This is a genomic window from Streptomyces soli (assembly GCF_003999195.1).
GTDB lineage: Bacteria > Actinomycetota > Actinomycetes > Streptomycetales > Streptomycetaceae > Actinacidiphila > Actinacidiphila soli.
In genome coordinates this window covers 1-16265 of the sequence record NZ_RJVR01000355.1, presented here as the reverse complement: position 1 = coordinate 16265, position 16265 = coordinate 1, and the positions used below count along the sequence as shown (strand labels likewise).

At 70.8% G+C, this 16265-nt stretch carries 13 protein-coding genes, 1 other RNA gene and 3 pseudogenes; 9 read left to right on the top strand and 8 right to left on the bottom strand.

All coding sequences use genetic code 11. The features are described from left to right. The first annotated feature begins 526 nt into the window (after positions 1 to 526). A complete protein-coding gene (locus EFK10_RS43590) occupies positions 527 to 1492 on the top strand; it encodes a ferritin family protein (protein ID WP_127361173.1) in 966 nt (321 codons plus the stop codon). 410 nt (positions 1493 to 1902) lie between these two features. Here the strand turns inward: EFK10_RS43590 and EFK10_RS43585 are convergent, their stop codons facing one another. Both EFK10_RS43585 and rnpB read right to left on the bottom strand, forming a co-directional pair. Then, complete coding sequence (locus EFK10_RS43585; RefSeq protein WP_127361172.1) at positions 1903 to 2199, bottom strand: hypothetical protein; 297 nt, start codon at positions 2197 to 2199, stop codon at positions 1903 to 1905. Positions 2200 to 2893: 694 nt separating this feature from the next. Further along, an RNA gene (gene rnpB / locus EFK10_RS43580) (RNase P RNA component class A) lies at positions 2894 to 3295 on the bottom strand. A gap of 263 nt (positions 3296 to 3558) precedes the next feature. On the opposite strand from rnpB, the gene yaaA reads away from it, so the two are divergent. Then, positions 3559 to 4323, top strand: a complete 765-nt coding sequence (gene yaaA, locus EFK10_RS43575; RefSeq protein WP_127361171.1) for a peroxide stress protein YaaA — start codon at positions 3559 to 3561, stop codon at positions 4321 to 4323. Between the two features lie 128 nt (positions 4324 to 4451). Here the strand turns inward: yaaA and EFK10_RS43570 are convergent, their stop codons facing one another. From EFK10_RS43570 to EFK10_RS43560, 3 genes are read right to left on the bottom strand one after another with little or no spacing between them, the layout of a single operon-like run. Beyond that, positions 4452 to 5618 (bottom strand): bifunctional RNase H/acid phosphatase, encoded by a 1167-nt coding sequence (locus EFK10_RS43570; RefSeq protein WP_127361170.1) that lies wholly within the window; start codon positions 5616 to 5618, stop codon positions 4452 to 4454. After that, complete coding sequence (locus EFK10_RS43565; protein ID WP_127361169.1) at positions 5618 to 6361, bottom strand: zinc ribbon domain-containing protein; 744 nt, start codon at positions 6359 to 6361, stop codon at positions 5618 to 5620. Before EFK10_RS43565 ends, EFK10_RS43570 begins: the two co-directional genes overlap by 1 nt. Continuing rightward, positions 6358 to 7212 carry a Nif3-like dinuclear metal center hexameric protein gene (locus EFK10_RS43560; protein ID WP_127361168.1) on the bottom strand — a complete coding sequence of 285 codons (855 nt, stop codon included), beginning with the start codon at positions 7210 to 7212 and terminating at the stop codon, positions 6358 to 6360. The genes EFK10_RS43565 and EFK10_RS43560 overlap by 4 nt, the downstream gene beginning before the upstream one ends. Positions 7213 to 7389: 177 nt before the next feature. On the opposite strand from EFK10_RS43560, the gene EFK10_RS43555 reads away from it, so the two are divergent. Together EFK10_RS43555 and EFK10_RS48220 are read left to right on the top strand one after the other, a co-directional pair. Then, the gene (locus EFK10_RS43555; RefSeq protein ID WP_127361167.1) at positions 7390 to 8514 is read left to right on the top strand and encodes a hypothetical protein; all 1125 of its coding nucleotides are present in this window, start codon (positions 7390 to 7392) and stop codon (positions 8512 to 8514) included. Positions 8515 to 8635: 121 nt separating this feature from the next. Further along, positions 8636 to 8785, top strand: a complete 150-nt coding sequence (locus tag EFK10_RS48220) for a hypothetical protein (protein ID WP_164836412.1) — start codon at positions 8636 to 8638, stop codon at positions 8783 to 8785. 33 nt (positions 8786 to 8818) lie between these two features. Here the strand turns inward: EFK10_RS48220 and EFK10_RS43550 are convergent. The 3 genes and pseudogenes from EFK10_RS43550 to EFK10_RS43540 form a co-directional block, all read right to left on the bottom strand. Further along, positions 8819 to 9718, bottom strand: a pseudogene (locus EFK10_RS43550) (SDR family NAD(P)-dependent oxidoreductase). 632 nt (positions 9719 to 10350) lie between these two features. Continuing rightward, positions 10351 to 10638: pseudogene (locus tag EFK10_RS43545) on the bottom strand (Zn-dependent alcohol dehydrogenase); the annotation flags it as partial. 65 nt (positions 10639 to 10703) lie between these two features. Then, positions 10704 to 11546, bottom strand: a complete 843-nt coding sequence (locus EFK10_RS43540) for a MaoC/PaaZ C-terminal domain-containing protein (protein WP_127361166.1) — start codon at positions 11544 to 11546, stop codon at positions 10704 to 10706. 230 nt (positions 11547 to 11776) lie between these two features. On the opposite strand from EFK10_RS43540, the gene EFK10_RS43535 reads away from it, so the two are divergent. From EFK10_RS43535 to EFK10_RS43515, 5 genes and pseudogenes are all read left to right on the top strand, one after another. Then, positions 11777 to 12940: a sensor histidine kinase gene (locus EFK10_RS43535; RefSeq protein ID WP_127361165.1), complete on the top strand. Its 1164-nt coding sequence runs from the start codon at positions 11777 to 11779 to the stop codon at positions 12938 to 12940. Continuing rightward, positions 12937 to 13551: a response regulator transcription factor gene (locus EFK10_RS43530; protein WP_127361164.1), complete on the top strand. Its 615-nt coding sequence runs from the start codon at positions 12937 to 12939 to the stop codon at positions 13549 to 13551. The genes EFK10_RS43535 and EFK10_RS43530 overlap by 4 nt, the downstream gene beginning before the upstream one ends. Positions 13552 to 13888: 337 nt before the next feature. Further along, positions 13889 to 14548, top strand: a complete 660-nt coding sequence (locus tag EFK10_RS43525) for a class I SAM-dependent methyltransferase (RefSeq protein ID WP_407647255.1) — start codon at positions 13889 to 13891, stop codon at positions 14546 to 14548. 22 nt (positions 14549 to 14570) lie between these two features. Then, on the top strand, positions 14571 to 15503 hold the full coding sequence (locus tag EFK10_RS43520; protein WP_240677839.1) for an N-acetylmuramoyl-L-alanine amidase: 933 nt from the start codon (positions 14571 to 14573) through the stop codon (positions 15501 to 15503). A gap of 169 nt (positions 15504 to 15672) precedes the next feature. After that, positions 15673 to 16265 (top strand): annotated as a pseudogene (locus EFK10_RS43515) (hypothetical protein); the annotation flags it as partial.

Genomic DNA, 16265 nt, shown 5'->3' with positions numbered 1-16265 from the left:
CGAGATCGAGTACTCCCTCACCGACGACCACGTCGCCCACATCGTCCTCGACGCGATCCGGCACGCCCAGGAGTAGCGGGGCGCCTCCGGCTGGATCACGGTGCCGTAACTCTCGGGACCCACGCTCCTAGGCGCCACGCTTAGCTGCGGTGTCGTCGTGCGCCTCTCACAGCGCCACTCGGGGAATCCTCGCTTCCTGGCATGCCCCGCCTCTACCCCACCGCATGCCACAGGCGGGGAACAGCGTCGCATAAGGCCAAGGGCGAGCGCCTGCGCGAGACCCAGTACCTCTCCGACGCACTGGTGCGCGGCGTGCGCCGGCGGCAGTCGACGCTGCGGCGGAAGAGGGCAGCTCTGCAGCCCCGGAATTTCTTGTGTATTTTAACTAAAATGCCCCTTTTGCCCCCTTAGGCTCTCGACGCTATGGGAGGTCCTTGGTCGACGACCCCAACCCATTCCATGCACCCACTCCACGACATCGTTCGCCGGATCCGGGCATTCCCCGGCACGGAGGAGAAGTTTCGCAATGCACATACGCCACATTGTTCCGGCGGTAGCGGTACTCGCCGTGGTCGGTGCCGCTGCCCCGGCGGCACAGGCAGCCTCGACGCCCACGTCGTCGGCCGCAGCGTCCTCGAATACGCGCTCGGTGAGCCGGCAGCTGGAGATCAGCGCGGCCAAGACCGAGTCCGACGCCTACCTGCAGTACGCCGGATACTCCGACGGCGCGTTCCAAAACGGCCGGCCCGACCTAGCCGACGTCTGGCAGTCGGTCGGCAAGGTCGAGCACCAAGACCACTGGAATCACGAGGTGACGCTGGCCGGGCTGTACAGCGGCTCAGACAACATCGCCAACCTGCGGACCGCGACCATACAGGCACAGCAGGCCGCGAAGGCCGACACCAGCTGGGCGGCCAAGGCACCCAAGGGATCCGCGGCAGCCGCAGAGCTCCGCACCGTCGCCGCGCGGGAGACCGCCGATGCGAGCCTGCTCAGGCAGGCTCTCACCGCCGAGCAGGGCAAGGGCACGCTGCCATCCGCCCCCTCCATCCGCACCGTCCCCATCCAAGTGACCGCGACTCCGCACTACTCCGGGACCTTCTACAACGACAACCTGACGGGCGATTCCAACTCCGCGCTTGAGACCGCGGCGTGGAACTGGGCGCAGTACCAGTACGACGCCAAGACGGCGGTGGACACCGGCCGGCCGAACCTGGCCGCGCTGTTCTCCAGACTCGCGGCGCAGGAGCAGTACGAGAACTGGAACGGGCTGTCTAACGCCGCCGGTTACGTCAATTCCAACGCCTCGAACCTCAAGACCTCGATCGCCTCGGAGCAAGCCGCAATCAACATGTACACGCAATACGCGAACAAGGACCAGAAAGCGGGCGACCCGACGACAGCTGGCGTCTTCCACAGCATCCGGGGCGACGAGACGGGCCACCACCGGACCTTCACGGCCGAGCTCCAGCAGCTTAACGGCCGGAAGTGACCCGGCCGACGTCACGCAACCACGGCGACGGCACGCGGTTGCCCTGCCGGCCATTGGCGCGACGACCCGCACGCACACCTTGCCCGGCGCCCACGCAGAGTCCCTCTCCACCCTCACCCGCGGATCCGGGCCGGGCACCTGACTTGTCCAGCTCATGCGGACCTCTCCCCTACCACCCCCTGGCCCGCATTCATGCCGTCGCCGCGGAACGCGAGCGAGTGAGCACGACAGCACGGCGAGCCCGGACAGACCCACTGACGTCGACGCCCCGCACCACTAATCAGTAACGATATCCGTATTCAATAGTGCCAACCGAGGAACCATGACGTACGGACACACACCACACACGGATACAGCGGGCGCTCCTCCACAGGGGCGCCCGCCCTTCACGGCTCAACTCGGCACTCGGCTCAGTGGTCGTCCCAGTGGCCGGCGTGCTCGGCATGCCGGTGACCGTCGTGTACGTAGTCGAGGTGGTCGCGGTGGGGTACGGCTACATGCCCGCAGCCCTCGCCGTGCTGATGGTCATGCTCGCCGTGCGGAGCGTGATCGCCGGCCTCGCACTCATCCACGTGGTCGCCGTGAACCTGGTGAAGGTGGCCATCGTGCACGTAGTCCACGTGGTCACCGTGAGGGACGACCACATGGCCGCAGGCCTCGCCGTGCTGATGCGCGTGGTCGGGGTGTGGCGCGTGAGCGGTGGTCATGACTCTCTCCGATCGCAGGGGGAAGACCGAGCGCTCGCCCCCTCCGCACTACCGGCCCGGCTCGCCTCACCAACGAGACCCAGGCAACCACGTCACTCCGCGTTCGGCATGTGGAGCACACGGCGCAGTGCTGGCCGAGCAGAACGCCGAATGGACCGAGGCGGCGTGGAGCAGCGACTCGACCGGTGGAGTGCGATTGAGTACTTCATGGCTGGCGGAGGTAGGCGCTCACCTGTCCACCATCAAGAACTGTGCCAACCAAGCAAAGCCCCTCGTCCAGCGAGCCCAGCCTGGTGCACACATCGAAACCCCATGATCACAATCCGTACGTCTGGCGACTTTGCCGAGGCCGTCCCCCACGACCCACCAAGGGGCCATTCGAGACAATACTTGCCGGAGGGCAGCACGCCCATGCACTCCTACGGATCCGGAAGATGTCTGACATCGCTAGGTACGCTTTGCGATCTTCAACTGATGCGATTCTGACCTGCGGGTATTCCTCCAGGCGCTTCCTCACCGTTCGGCGCAGACTAATACGGTGTGCACATGCCACGCGGTCCAGGCCAGCCGATACCCCAACGGTTTTCGGCAGTCGGGGTCGAATCAGAGCGACTTCCTCTGATTGCCTCTGATTGCCTCCATAACGCAGTGCGCATTAGGCACATAGGCTCTGACCTGCGGCTTTACAGGACGGCGGACGAGTCGGCCTGTACGCCGGGTTCTGTCTCCCCGGGGCCTTACGGCTCCGAGGGAGGCGGCCATCCATCTAGGGCCGACGTCGCCGCCGGCCTCGTGCGGTCTACCCGCGAACTCGGGCGAGCAGCCCTCAAGCGTTCGCGCAGGGGACCTGTCGGTCCCCTTCTTGACCTTGCTCCGGGTGGGGTTTACCTAGCCGGCCGGGTCACCCCGGCCGCTGGTGGTCTCTTACACCACCGTTTCACCCTTACCAGGTGCCTGACGGCTCCTGGCGGTCTGTTTTCTGTGGCACTGTCCCGCGGGTCACCCCGGGTAGGCATTACCTACCACCCTGCTCTGTGGAGCCCGGACGTTCCTCGGCGGGATCCGAAAATCCCGTCGCGGCCGCCCGGCCGGCTCGTCCGCCGTAGTGACCATGGTAGTCGACCTCGGTCTCCCTCTACGCCGGGGCGAAGAGCACCCCGTGCCGCCCCGGGGTGGCACGGGTCAGGCGGACGCGGAGGGATTCGCCGAGGGGGCGCGCGGCTCTGTTCCGTCGGCGGCCTTCACGCGCATGTGGCGACGGGGCATGGAGCGAGCGTAAGCCGGGCCGCCGTAGGCTGCATCGTCACTGATTACGTGACTGATGACTGATGTCATACCGCTGCGCCGAGGAGACCTGTCGTGCTCATCCTGCTTCCGCCGTCCGAGGGCAAGGCCACCGGGGGCACCGGTCCGGCCGTGAAGCTGGAGGCGCTGTCCCTGCCGGGGCTGACCGAGGCCCGGGCCGCGGTCCTGGACGAGCTGGTCGGGCTGTGCGCCGGGGACGAGGACAAGGCGGTGCACGTGCTCGGGCTGAGCGCCGGGCTTCGGGGCGAGGTCGCCAAGAACGCCCGGCTGCGCGAAGCCCCGACCTTGCCCGCCGGTCAGCTCTACACGGGCGTGCTCTACGACGCGCTCGGGCTCGCCACGCTGGACCGGGCCGCGCGGCGCCGGGCGGCGAAATCGCTCCTGGTCTTTTCCGGCCTCTGGGGCGCGGTGCGGATCGGCGACGCCATCCCGTCCTACCGCTGCTCGATGGGCGTGCGGCTCCCGGCGCTGGGTGGCCTCGGCGCGCACTGGCGGGGCCCGATGGCCGAGGTCATGCCGGCGGTGGCGGACGGCGGCCTGGTGCTGGACCTGCGGTCGGCGGCTTACGGAACGGCGTGGAAGCCGAAGGGTGAGGTGGCGAGGCGTACGGCGACGGTGCGGGTGCTTCAGGCCGATACCCGGAAGGTCGTCAGCCACTTCAATAAGGCGACGAAGGGGCGGCTGGTGCGGGCCCTGCTTGTGGCCGGGGCCCGGCCGAAAGACCCGGCGGAGTTGGTGGTTGTGCTGCGGGAGCTGGGGTTCGTGGTGGAGGAGGCTGGGCCCGGCCGGATCGACGTGCTCGTGGAGGACGTCCACTAGCGCGGCGCCCGGGGCGAGGATCTCCCCCACCCCGCCCCTTCCCGAAACCGGGGGCTCTCCCCCAAACCTCCGCTTTGGGTGGGGGTCCCCCCGGTCCTCAAACGCCGGACGGGCTGGATTTGATCAGGTCACCGCAGGTGCGAGGTGTCGTTGAGCAGCCGCAGCGACGCGTTGCCGTCCGCGTAGTACGCGACCGCCGAGAAGGCCGCCGCTGACAGCTCCATGCGGAAGAGGGACTCGGGCGGGGCCCCGAGGGCGAGGCGGACGAGGGTTTTGACGGGGGTGACGTGGGTGACCAGGAGGACGGTTTTGGCGGCGTAGCGGGCGAGGAGTTTGTCGCGGGAGACGGCGACACGGCGGGCGACGGCGGCGAAGCTTTCGCCGCCGGGTGGGGCGGTCTTGGGGGAGGCGAGCCAGGCGTCGAGCTCGGCCGGGTAGCGGTCCTTGACCTCGGCGAAGGTGAGGCCTTCCCAGGCGCCGAAGTCGGCTTCGCGCAGGCCTTCGTCGATGCGGACGTCGAGGCCGAGGCGGGCGGCGACGGTGTCGGCGGTCTGGCGGCAGCGGGCGAGGGGGGAGCTGACAACGGCCTGGATGGTGCCGCGTGCGGCGAGGGAGTCGGCGGCGCGCTGGGCCTGCCAGCGGCCCTTCTCGGAGAGCTCGGGGTCGGTGCCGCCGCTGCCGGAGAAGCGCTTTTCGGGGGTGAGGGCGGTCTCGCCGTGCCGGAGCAGCACGAAGGTCGTCGGCGCCCCTACGTCGCCGGACCAGCCGGCCGAGGGCGCGGCCTTCGGCTCATCGAGGGGCTCCTCGAGAGGCTCGGGGTCGGGGACCACGGACAAGGCCGCCCGGGACTTTCCCGGCTCCCACTGCTTGCCCTTCTTGCCCGCGTCCATGGCCTCGTTGGCGAGGCGGTCGGCGTGCTTGTTCTTCTCGCGGGGGATCCATTCGTACGTCACCTGGCCGACCGGGAAGATCGTGCGCGCCTCGGCGGCCAGCGGCCGCATGTCGGGATGCTTGATCTTCCAGCGGCCGGACATCTGCTCGACGACGAGCTTGGAGTCCATACGGACCCGGATCCGCGCCTCCGGGTCGAGGGCGTGGGCGGCCCGCAGTCCGGCGATCAGGCCGCGGTACTCGGCGACGTTGTTGGTGCACGTCCCCAGGTATTCGGCGGCCTCGGCCAGCGTTTCGCCGGTGGCCGGGTCGAGGACGACGGCGCCGTAGCCGGCCGGCCCCGGGTTGCCCCGGGAGCCGCCGTCGGCCTCGACGATGAACGAACGAGGGGTACCGGCAGGCATCAGAGACCGGACTCCGGGGTGCGGACGAGGATGCGGCTGCAGTTCTCGCAGCGGACGACCGAGTCGGCGGGGGCGGCGCGCACCTCGTTGAGCTCGGTGATGTTGAGCTCCAGGCGGCAGCCCTCGCAGCGCTTCTGGTAGAGCTTGGCGGCGCCGACGCCGCCGGACTGGACGCGGATCTTGTCGTAGAGCTTGAGCAGGTCGGCCGGAACGGCGTCGGCGATGACCTCGCGCTCCTTGGCCGCTTTGAAGCCCTCGGCGTCGATCTCCTTCAGGGCGGCGTTCTTTCGGGCCTCGGCCTCGGCGACCTTGGCGGTCACGGACTCGACGCGGCCGGTGAGTTCGGCGACGCGCTCCTGCAGGGCCTCGCGCCGCTCCATGACCTCCAGGACGACGTCCTCGAGGTCGCTCTGCCGCTTGGCGAGCGAGGCGATCTCGCGCTGGAGGTTCTCCAGGTCCTTCGGCGAGGAGACCGCGCCGGAGTCGAGGCGCTGCTGGTCACGGACCGAGCGCTGGCGCACCAGGTCCACGTCCTGCTCGGCCTTGGTCTGCTCGCGGGCGGTGTCGCTCTCCTGGGTCTGGGCGGCGATCAGGAGGTCACGCAACTGCGTGAGATCGGCGGTCAGCCGCTCCAGCTCCGCGTGCTCCGGGAGGTTGCGGCGCTTGTGGTCCAGCTGCGCGATGCGCGAGTCGAGGGCCTGGACTTCGAGGAGTCGGATCTGGTCGGCGGGCGCGGCGTTCAGCGGGGGGCTCCTGAGCTAGTTGTGGCGGGGGAAAGTGCGTGTGCCGTCCAGGGATCGGTGACCGTGCGGGACACGTACGTCCGCAGGGCCCAGCCGTGCCGGTCGGAGATCTCGTCGAGCTGGCTCGCGGCCTGCTCGCACCACGGCCACTCGGTGGCCCAGTGGGCGGCGTCGATCAGCGCCGGCGATCCTGCCTGCTGGGCCTCGCTGGCCGGGTGGTGGCGCAGGTCGGCGGTGAGGTAGGCGTCGACCCCGGCCGCGCGTACGTCGGCGAAGAGGCTGTCGCCCGAGCCGCCGCACACGGCGACGGTACGGATCTGCTGCTCCGGGTCGCCCGCGATCCGCAGCCCGGCCGCGGTGCGCGGCAGTCCTTTCGCGGCCCGCTCGGCGAACTCCGTCAGGGTCAGAGGCGCGTCCAGCTCGCCGATCCGGCCGAGGCCGCGGCGGCCCGCCGGGTCGGCCGGGTCCGGGACGAGCGGCCCGGTGACGCGCAGGCCGATGGCGCCGGCGAGGGCGTCGGAGACACCGGGGTCGGCGCGGTCGGCGTTCGTATGCGCCACATGCAGGGCGATGTCGTTCTTGATCAGTGTGTGCACGACCCGGCCCTTGAATCCGGTGGCCGCGACCGTGGTCGTGCCGCGCAGATAGAGGGGATGGTGGGTGACCAGCAGGTCGGCGCCGATCCTGATCGCCTCGTCGGCGACCTCCTGGACCGGGTCGACGGCGAAGAGCACCCGCGTCAGATCGGCGTCGGGGTCGCCGCACACCAGGCCCACGGCATCCCAGTGCTCGGCCCGCTCCGGGGGCCAGAGGGCTTCGAGCGCGGCGATGACGTCGGACAGTTTGGGCACGGGGGGAAGGTTACCTCTCATCCCTTACGGGGACGGAGTCGCGAGGCTCAGCACACACGGGTCCGGATCTCCCGCAGATCCGGACAAGAGCCACCCTTACGTGTGAAGCACACCAACTCATGTCGGTCGGGCGAAGGTACGAAAACTAGCGTCTGGGGACGGAGGTGAGCTCACACCATGGAAACCTGCGCCACCGAGACCGCCACGGACACTGTGCGGCGGGCGGGGTTCACGATAGCGGCCGACGGCTCGTATGCGGCCTGTCTCGCCGCCCGGGGCGACGGCGACGACTGGTACCCCGAGCGCTGGACGCTGAACGGCCCCGAGCCCTACACCGTCCGGCTGCCCGGCAACCAGCCCGAGGACCCGGGCTCCCAGGTGCTCCCGCTGCCCGACGGGCGGGTCCTCATCCGCCGCCGGGTCGCCGACCGGCACGACTTCGTACTGCTGTACCCGACCGGCCCGGGGACGGGGACGCTGCCACTCGGTTCGGCGGAAGGGGAGGAGGTACGGCTGCTGCCGCCGCCGGTTTCCGGGGAGGCGCTGGCCCTGACGTACGACGGCACGACCAGTCACGTCTGGCTCGTCCACGGCGGCGAGGGGCTGCAGAAGCTCGCGGCCGTGCCGGGGCGCTGCGCGGGCGGCATCTGGCTGGACCGTACGGGCCGGATGCTGGCCCTCGACCAGCAGGTGGAGGGGCGGACCAAGACGGTGGCGGTGGATGTGCGCGGCGGCGGGAGGGTCAGCCCGCTGCTGCAGATCACCGAGGACAGCAACGACCGGCTGCTGCTCGCCGAGCCCGACAGCGGGCTGCTCATCGTACGAAGCGACGCCCCCGGCGACGACCGCCTCGGCTGGGGCGTGCTCGGCAGCCGCCGCCCGGTGCGGTTCCCCGAGGCACTCCGGCTGCCGGACGCCACGCTCATGCCGTTCGCGGCGCAGCCGGGGCAGATGCTGATGCCTGAGGCCTGCGGGGTCGCCCTGCGGGTGGAGGATCCGCACGGGACCTCCCTCGCCGTCTGGCGCCCCGGCGAACGCCGCCCGGCCACCTGGCTGACCGGCCCGGAGGGCTGGCTGCCCGGCGCGGGGCTGTGGACGGCGAAGGGCGTCCTGCGGCTGCCGTACGCCTGCGTGCACTGCGCTTGCGGAGTGGTGGACTACGACGCGCCCGCTGCGGTCCTCCCGGAGGCGCCGCCGGTCCCGGAAGTGCCTGGGCCTTCTGATGAGCCGGCGCCCAGTCCCGTACTGCCGCTGCAGAAGGCGCCGCTTGCCGCGGCGGGTCGGGTTTCGGCGGGATCTTGAGTTCCGATAAGGTCGCGCGGGGGCGACGTCGGTGATCAATCGGCATGCGTGGATGGCTCGTTGGGCGTTTCCGTCGACCCCCGAGCGCAGACATCGTAAGCGATCGACGGAGAGAATCCCCATGTCCGAAGCCCGAAACGACACCGCCGAGGCACGCGTCCACGCCGATGCCGCCGAGGGTGCGGCCGCGGGCCGCCACCGTGGTCCGGCCTCGCCGGACGAGAACGACAGCTCGGCGCACGGCCGTCACCGCAGGCCTGCGACGGAGTAGCGGTACAGCGCAGTAGCGAATTAGCAGAAACGTTCACCCCGTACTGCGGCGCAGCGCCAGCACCTCCGTCGCCGCGAAGGTCTGTGACGGGTCGCGGTCGCCGTAGTACGGGGTGAGCAGCTCATCCAGCTCGTCGTACGTGAACGCGTCTTTCGCCGTTTCGAACTGCGCCGCCACCCGTGGCCGATCCACCACCGCCACCATCCCCCCGTGCACCACGAACAGCTGCCCGTTCACCCGGTCGGCGGCCGGCCCCGCCAAATACCCCACCAACGGCGCCACATGCTCCGACGCCAGCAGATCCAGCCCCCGCCCTCCGGCGCCCCGAACACATCCTCCGTCATCCGCGTCCGCGCCCTCGGGCAGATCGCGTTACTCCGTACTCCGTACTTCCCCTTCGCCGCCGCGTAGTTCGGCTGCCCGGCCGAGCCCGCGCGGAACGCCTCCGACGACGTGTTCACGATCCGCCCGTATACCTGCGCCGCGCTCTTCTTGGCCCGGTCGCGCCAGTGCGCCGCGGCGAAGAGAGTCGTATTGAAATGCCCCTTGAGATGGACCCGGATCACCGCGTCCCACTCCTCCTCCGCCATCGAGAACACCATGCGGTCCCGCAGAATCCCGGCATTGTTGACCAGAATGTCAAGCGCTCCGTACGTCTCGACCGCGAGGCCGATCAGCGCTTCGGCCGCGCCGAAATCGCTTACGTCCCCGCGGAGCGCCACCGCGCTCCCGCCCCCCGCCACGATCTCCGCCGCCACACCGTCCGCCGGGCTCGCCGACGCCTCCCCCCGACCCGTCGCGCGCCGCCTGCCCGTAATCATTGACGACCACATTCGCCCCGAGCCGCGCCAACTCCAGCGCCTCCGCTCTGCCGAGCCCGCGCCCGGCGCCGGTCACGATGGCCGTACGGCCCTGCAGTGGGGTGAGCGGCATTATGGGTTACCTTCACGGTCGGTTAGGCCACGCTTCCGTGCCGGTCCGGGGCCTCCGGGGCTGGGGGCCCTGGACCGCATATTTACGTGCGTGACGGACACTTTGTTCCGTCACCCCGGACGATGCACACAAATATGCGACAGCGTCCAGGACCCCACCCCTCCGACCCCGGCCCTCCCGTCCCATCGGAACTCCGTCCGTCGCAAAGCCAACAACGGCGGGCAGGCCCTGGATCGGAGGGGTGGGGGTCCCGAATCCTGGACGCCGCCCTCGCGGGCGCTGCGCTTGCTTCAGGACGGCTGCGCCGGACTCCGTCCGGTTGTGCCAGCCCCAGTCCCTCCGCCACCCTTCGGCCGGGGGGACCCCCACGGCGGACGGCCTACCCCAAACCCGGGGGAGCAGAAGTGGACGACGGAAGGGTCGGACCCGCAGCCACCCACCCAGCGGGCAGTCAGACAACGACGTTGGGAGGTCCGGGGTCGGAGGGGTGGGGGTTCTGGACGCTCCGCATATTTGTGTGCGGCATGCCGGGCAAGGCAACGGACGGCCCGTCACGCACGTAAATATGTCGGTCCAGGACCCCCAGCCCCGCAGGCCCCGGACCGGCACCACGAGGGAGGGCCCGGCTGCGGTCACACCGTGATGCACGTGCGAAGCGCCTCACCGGTCCGCATCTGGCCGATGGCCTCGTTGATCTCCTCCAGTCGGACCCGGTGCGTGATCAGCCCCTCCAGGTCGACGCGACCCGCGCGCCAGAGCCGGATGACCCGGTCGTACGACCGCAGCACGTCGCCGCCCCCGTACAGCGACGGCAGGATCCGCTTCTCGTCGAAGAACAGCTCGAACATGTTGATCTGGAGGAGGTCGTCCATGGCTCCGGCGCCGACGACGCACAGCGTGCCACCGCGGCGGGGTGCCCCCACCGCCTTGCCAGACTCGGCCCTCGACACGCTCCTTCCTCCGCCCCACCTATTTGCGTGGCCTCTTAGGCGTGTTCGACGACGGTGTCGGAGAGGACCGGCGCGTCGTCCCGTTCGACGGCGGTGGCCGACACCTGGATACGGCCCTGGCCGGACCACATACGGATGCGCAGGGTCTCGCCGGGGAAGAAGATCCCGGCGAAGCGGGTGGTGTATCCGCGGACGCGGGCCGCGTCGCCGCCGAGCAGCGTGTCGACGACGGCCTTGAGCACGATCCCGTACGAGCACAGCCCGTGCAGGATCGGCCGGTCGAAACCCGCGCGCTTGGCGAACTCGGGGTCGGCGTGGAGCGGGTTCCAGTCACCGGACAGCCGGTAGAGCAGGGCCTGGTCCTCGCGGGTGGTGCGCAGGGCCGTGCGGTCCGGGTCGCGGTCGGGGGTCTCCGTACGGGCGGAGGGGCCGCGTTCGCCGCCGAAGCCGCCTTCGCCGCGTACGAAGATCTGGGTGTCGGAGGTCCACAACGGGCCGTCGGCGTCGGTGACTTCGCTGCGGAGGATGATGACGGCGGCCTTGCCCTTGTCGTACACGGCGGCGATCCGCGAGGACTGGACGGCCTCGCCGTGGACGGGGAGCGGGCGGGCGACGTCGATGCGCTGGCCGCCGTGCAGCACGGTGGCGAGGTCGACGTCGATCCCGGGCATCGACAGTCCGCCGGCGGCGGCCAGTGCCCCGCCGGCGACGGTGGCGAAGCTGGGCAGCACCTGGAGGACGGGGCTTTCGAAGGTGTAGCGGAGGTCGTCGGCGCCGGCGCCGATGCCGAGGTGGTAGAGGAGGACGTCCTTGTGGGTCCAGGCGAGCTCGGCGCGGCGGGGCTCGGCGGTGGTGGCCTTGGTGACGTCGATGGGCATGCCCGGACCGCTCCTTCTAGAACGCGTTCTAGCAACGGCCTCCTGTATAACGCATCACTCCCGGAGCGGGAAGAGCTGACGCGCCATCAGTCGGGAGAGGTCGGGCGGGACATTTGTCCTACCGGACCCGCGACATTCGCATCTGCCCCGGCCCGCAGCACCCCTCGTACGGTCATGACATGACCGATGATGGTCCTGGCCTGACGGGGGCCAGGGGGAGGAGGCACATCATGTCGTGGGGGAAATGTCGGGAGAGGTTCCGGCCCAGGGCTTTCACCGAGGAGATCGAGGACCTCAAGCCGCCGAACCGTTACACCTTCCTGCCCTGGCTGCTCCTGGGCGCGGGCGCCTTCTCCAACATCATCCAGGGCACCGCGCCCCTCCCCTGGCTCGGCGGCACCGGGCTGCTGGTCTTCAACTCCCTGTACGCGACGGTGATCTTCGCGTCCTTCGACCCGCGCCGTCAGCCGGGGGACAAGCTGCAGCTGTGGCTGCTGCTCGCCCTGGCGGCGGTGACGTACGCGCTGGCAATCGGCTACGCCGGCAACTGGCTGCTGTTCTTCCCCCTGCTGTCGATGGCCTGCGGCGTGGTGTCCCGCGGCCGCAACATAGCGGCGTGGCTGCTCGCCCTCGCCGCCTCCGCCGCCGCGCTCTCCTTCCTGCGGGACGGCGGGGGCATCGGGGACTCGCTGGCCCTCGGCTACGGCACGCTGCTGTCCGGCCTGGTCACGGCCACGATGCTCACCCTCTTCGGCGCGATCTCCCAACTCCGGGAGACCCGGCGTGAGCTGGCCCGCCACGCGGTCGCCGAGGAGCGGCTGCGCTTCTCCCGCGACCTGCACGATCTGCTCGGCCACACCCTGTCCGTCGTCGTGGTCAAGTCCGAGGCCGCCCGCCGGCTGGCCCCGCGCGATCTGGACGCCGCCCTCGCCCAGGTCGCCGACATCGAGGCCGTCGGCCGCCAGGCCCTCACCGAGATACGCGAGGCCGTCACCGGCTATCGCGACGGCAGCCTCGCCACCGAGCTGGACCGGGCCCGCTCCGCCCTGGGCGCGGCGGGTATCGACGCGGTCGTACGGGAGTCGGGGCTGCCGCTGCCGTCGCAGGCGGAGGCGCTGCTGGGGTGGGTCGTACGGGAGGGGGCGACCAATGTGATCCGGCACAGCGGGGCGAGGTCCTGCGCCATCGCCCTCACGGGTGCCGAGGGCCGCGTACGCCTGGAGATCACGGACGACGGAAGTGGCGCGAGCTCCGCCGCGACCGGCAACGGCCTGAAGGGGCTGGCCGAACGCCTCGCCACGGCCGGCGGCTCACTGCAGACTGGCCCGGGGGATCGCAAGGGCTTCCGGCTGGTCGCCGAACTGCCGGTGGAGGAAGAGGCGCACGTCGTATGACCGAACCGATCCGGGTCCTCCTCGCCGAGGACCAGGGCATGATGCGCGGCGCGCTCGCCCTGCTGCTCAATCTTGAGGACGACATCGAGGTCGTCGCCCAGGTCGGCGCCGGCGACCGCATCGTGCCCGAGGCCCTTGCCGTACGGCCCGACATCGCCCTCCTCGACATCGAACTCCCCGGCCGCGGCGGCCTCGACGCCGCCGCCGAGCTGCGCGAGCTCCTCCCGGACTGCAAGGTCCTTATCCTCACGACCTTCGGCCGCCCCGGCTACCTCCGTCGTGCCATGGAAGCCGGCGCCTCCGGCTTCCTGGTCAAGGACGGCCCCGTCGAGGACCTCGCCACCGCCATCCGCCGCGTCCTCGCCGGCGAACGCGTCATCGACCCCGCCCTCGCCGCCACCGCCCTCAGCGCCGGGCCCAACCCCCTCACCCCCCGCGAACGCGACGTCCTCAACGCCGCCGCCGACGGCGCCACCGTCGCCGACATCGCCGCCAAAATCCACCTCTCCGAGTCCACCGTCCGCAACTACCTCTCCGCCGCCATCGGCAAAACCGGCACCCGCAATCGCCTCGAAGCCCTCCGCGCCGCCCGCCACAACGGCTGGCTGTAGCAGAACCCCTCCGGGTGGGCGGGTTGCGGTGTCGCTGCCGGCCTCGGGCCGGTGGCGGTGCGCCAACCTCCCCCAGCTAGACGCTGGATGGGGGTCCCCCCAGCCTTCGGCCGGGGGGACCCCCATCTCGCTTCGCTCGCCTTGCGGAACGCCTTCCCACACGCGACGAGGCGACAGCCTCCGACGGCGCGCAACCACCCGCGAGAGGCCCGAGCCCGACCGTCGAGGGCGCCGGGTGGGCGGGTGGGAGAAGCCCGCCGCAGTCGCAGCGGACCCGCAGCCACCGACGGCGCGCAACCCAAACCCCCAGTGCACCCCACCGGAGGCGACTGGCACGATGGGCGGCATGACGCAGCACCCCGCACCAGCCGTGCTTGCCGCCTTCGAGGCGGCGAAGGGCTTCATGCCCGCCCATGAAGGCCTCGCTCTGTACGCGGCCGCCGCCGACGCGGCCCGGCGGCTGCCGGGGCTGCCGCTGCTGGAGGTCGGAACGTACTGCGGGCGCTCGACGATCCTGCTGGCCGGGGCCGCGCGGGAGGCGAAGACGACCGCCGTCACGGTCGACCACCACCGGGGCAGCGAGGAGCAGCAGCCGGGCTGGGAGTACCACGACAAGGAGCTGGTCGACCCGGAGGTCGGCCTGATGGACACGCTGCCCACCTTCCGCAGGACACTGCACGCGGCGGGCCTGGAGGACAGCGTCGTCGCCCTCGTGGGCCGCTCGCCCCAGGCAGCCGCCCTGTGGGGGAAGCCGCTCGCCCTGCTGTTCATCGACGGCGGCCACACCGACGAGCACGCCACGAACGACTACGAGGGCTGGGCGCCGCACGTCGCGCCGGACGGCCTGCTGGTGATCCACGACGTGTTCGCCGACCCGGCCGACGGCGGCCAGGCCCCGTACCGCATCTACCGGCGGGCGCTCGCGTCCGGCGCCTTTACGGAACTCTCCGTGACCGGTTCGTTGCACGTCCTGCGGCGTACGGGCGCGGGGATCTGAAGCGGCGGCTAGCATCGCTGACGTGTTCAGCAATGCATCCGGCCGGCGGGGCGGCACGCTCGCTATCGCGGTGGCCGCACTCGTACCGACATGTTTCGCCGGCTGGCTGGTCTGGGACTCGATGCGCGGCCCGGGCGGCGGGAGCGAGCCGCAGCGCGTGCTGCCGCTGCCGTCCGTGTCGTCGGCGCCATCGAGCCTCGGCGGCGACAGCACAGCCGCCGGCAACAGCGACAGCAAGGGGACCGGCGGCACCCCCGCCACCGCCGCCGTTCTGCCCCTCAAGGGCAAGGTGGTCGTCCTCGACCCCGGCCACAACCCCGGCGACCGCAACCACACCGTCGAGATCAACCGCCTGGTCGACATCGGCACGGGCCGTAAGGCCTGCGACACCACCGGCACCGCCACCAACGGCGGCTACGCGGAGGCGTCCTTCACCCTGGACGTCGTCCACCGGGCCCAGGCCCTGCTGGTCAAGCGCGGCGCGACGGTCAAGCTCACCCATGACACCGGCGGCTCCGCCTTCGGGCCGTGCATCAACGAGCGCGCCGGCATCGGCAACAGGGCCGAGGCCGACGCCGCCATCTCCGTCCACGCGGACGGCTCGGCGGCCGGCAACCGCGGTTTCCACGTCATCCTCCCGGCGGCCGTCCACCAGGGCATCGCGGACACCCGGGCGATCGTGGCGCCGTCGCGCAGCCTCGGCAGGGCCGTGAAGAAGCACTTCGCCGCGGACACCGGTTCCTTCCCCGCGAACTACCTCGGCGGCGGCACCGGTCTGGTGACCCGCAGAGACCTCGGCGGGCTCAACCTCAGCACGGTCCCGAAGGTCTTCATCGAGTGCGGCAACATGCGTGATCCGAAGGACGCCGCCGAGCTCACCGACCCGGCCTGGCGCCAGCGCGCGGCGCAGGGCATTGCGGACGGCATCACCGCATACCTGGAAGGAAAGACGTGAGCACGTGAGAACGCCGTAGAGGCTGGGTCCCGATCCTGTACCAGAGCCAACACCCGGCTGACCGGCCTCTGACCACACCCGTACGATGGGGGATCGCCCCCGCGCCTGGACTACTGACGACTAAGGACCATTAGTGAATAACCGCTCCCTCACGCGAGGAGACGGCGCGGTGATCGGTGCAGCGGTGCTGCTTCTGATCGCCTCGTTCCTGACCTTCTACAGCAGCAGCGGCACCGGCTCCTTCTCCTCCTACCACGCCGAGACGAACGCCTGGAAGAGCAACCTCTTCCCGCTGCTGCCGTCCGTCCACCTGGTGGGGCTCATCGCGGCTGGTCTGATCGTCGCCGCCCGCTTCCAGCCCGAGGGACGCAAGGTGCTGGGCATCGCCCTGGACCAGTGGGGGACGGTCCTCGCCTTCTCCGCCGCCTGGGCCGCCCTGTGGTCGCTGTTCGTGGGCAGCCCCGGCGACGGCGTCGACCTGAGCCTGGGCGCCGGTGCGTACCTGTCGCTGATCGGCGCCTTCGGGCTGGCCGCGCTCGCCGTACTGACCCTGATCGGCAACCCGGCCCTCAAGGCCCCGCTGCTCCCGGCCCCGCGCCCGCAGCAGCCGCAGCCCACGCCGTACGGCCAGCCCTACCCCGGCACCCCGCAGCCCGGCGGCTACGGCTACCCGGCCCCGGGCGCGCCCGACCCGTCGTACGGCGGGCAGCCGCAGCCGCACCCCTACGGCGCCCCGGCCCCCCAGCCTCAGCCGACCCAGGT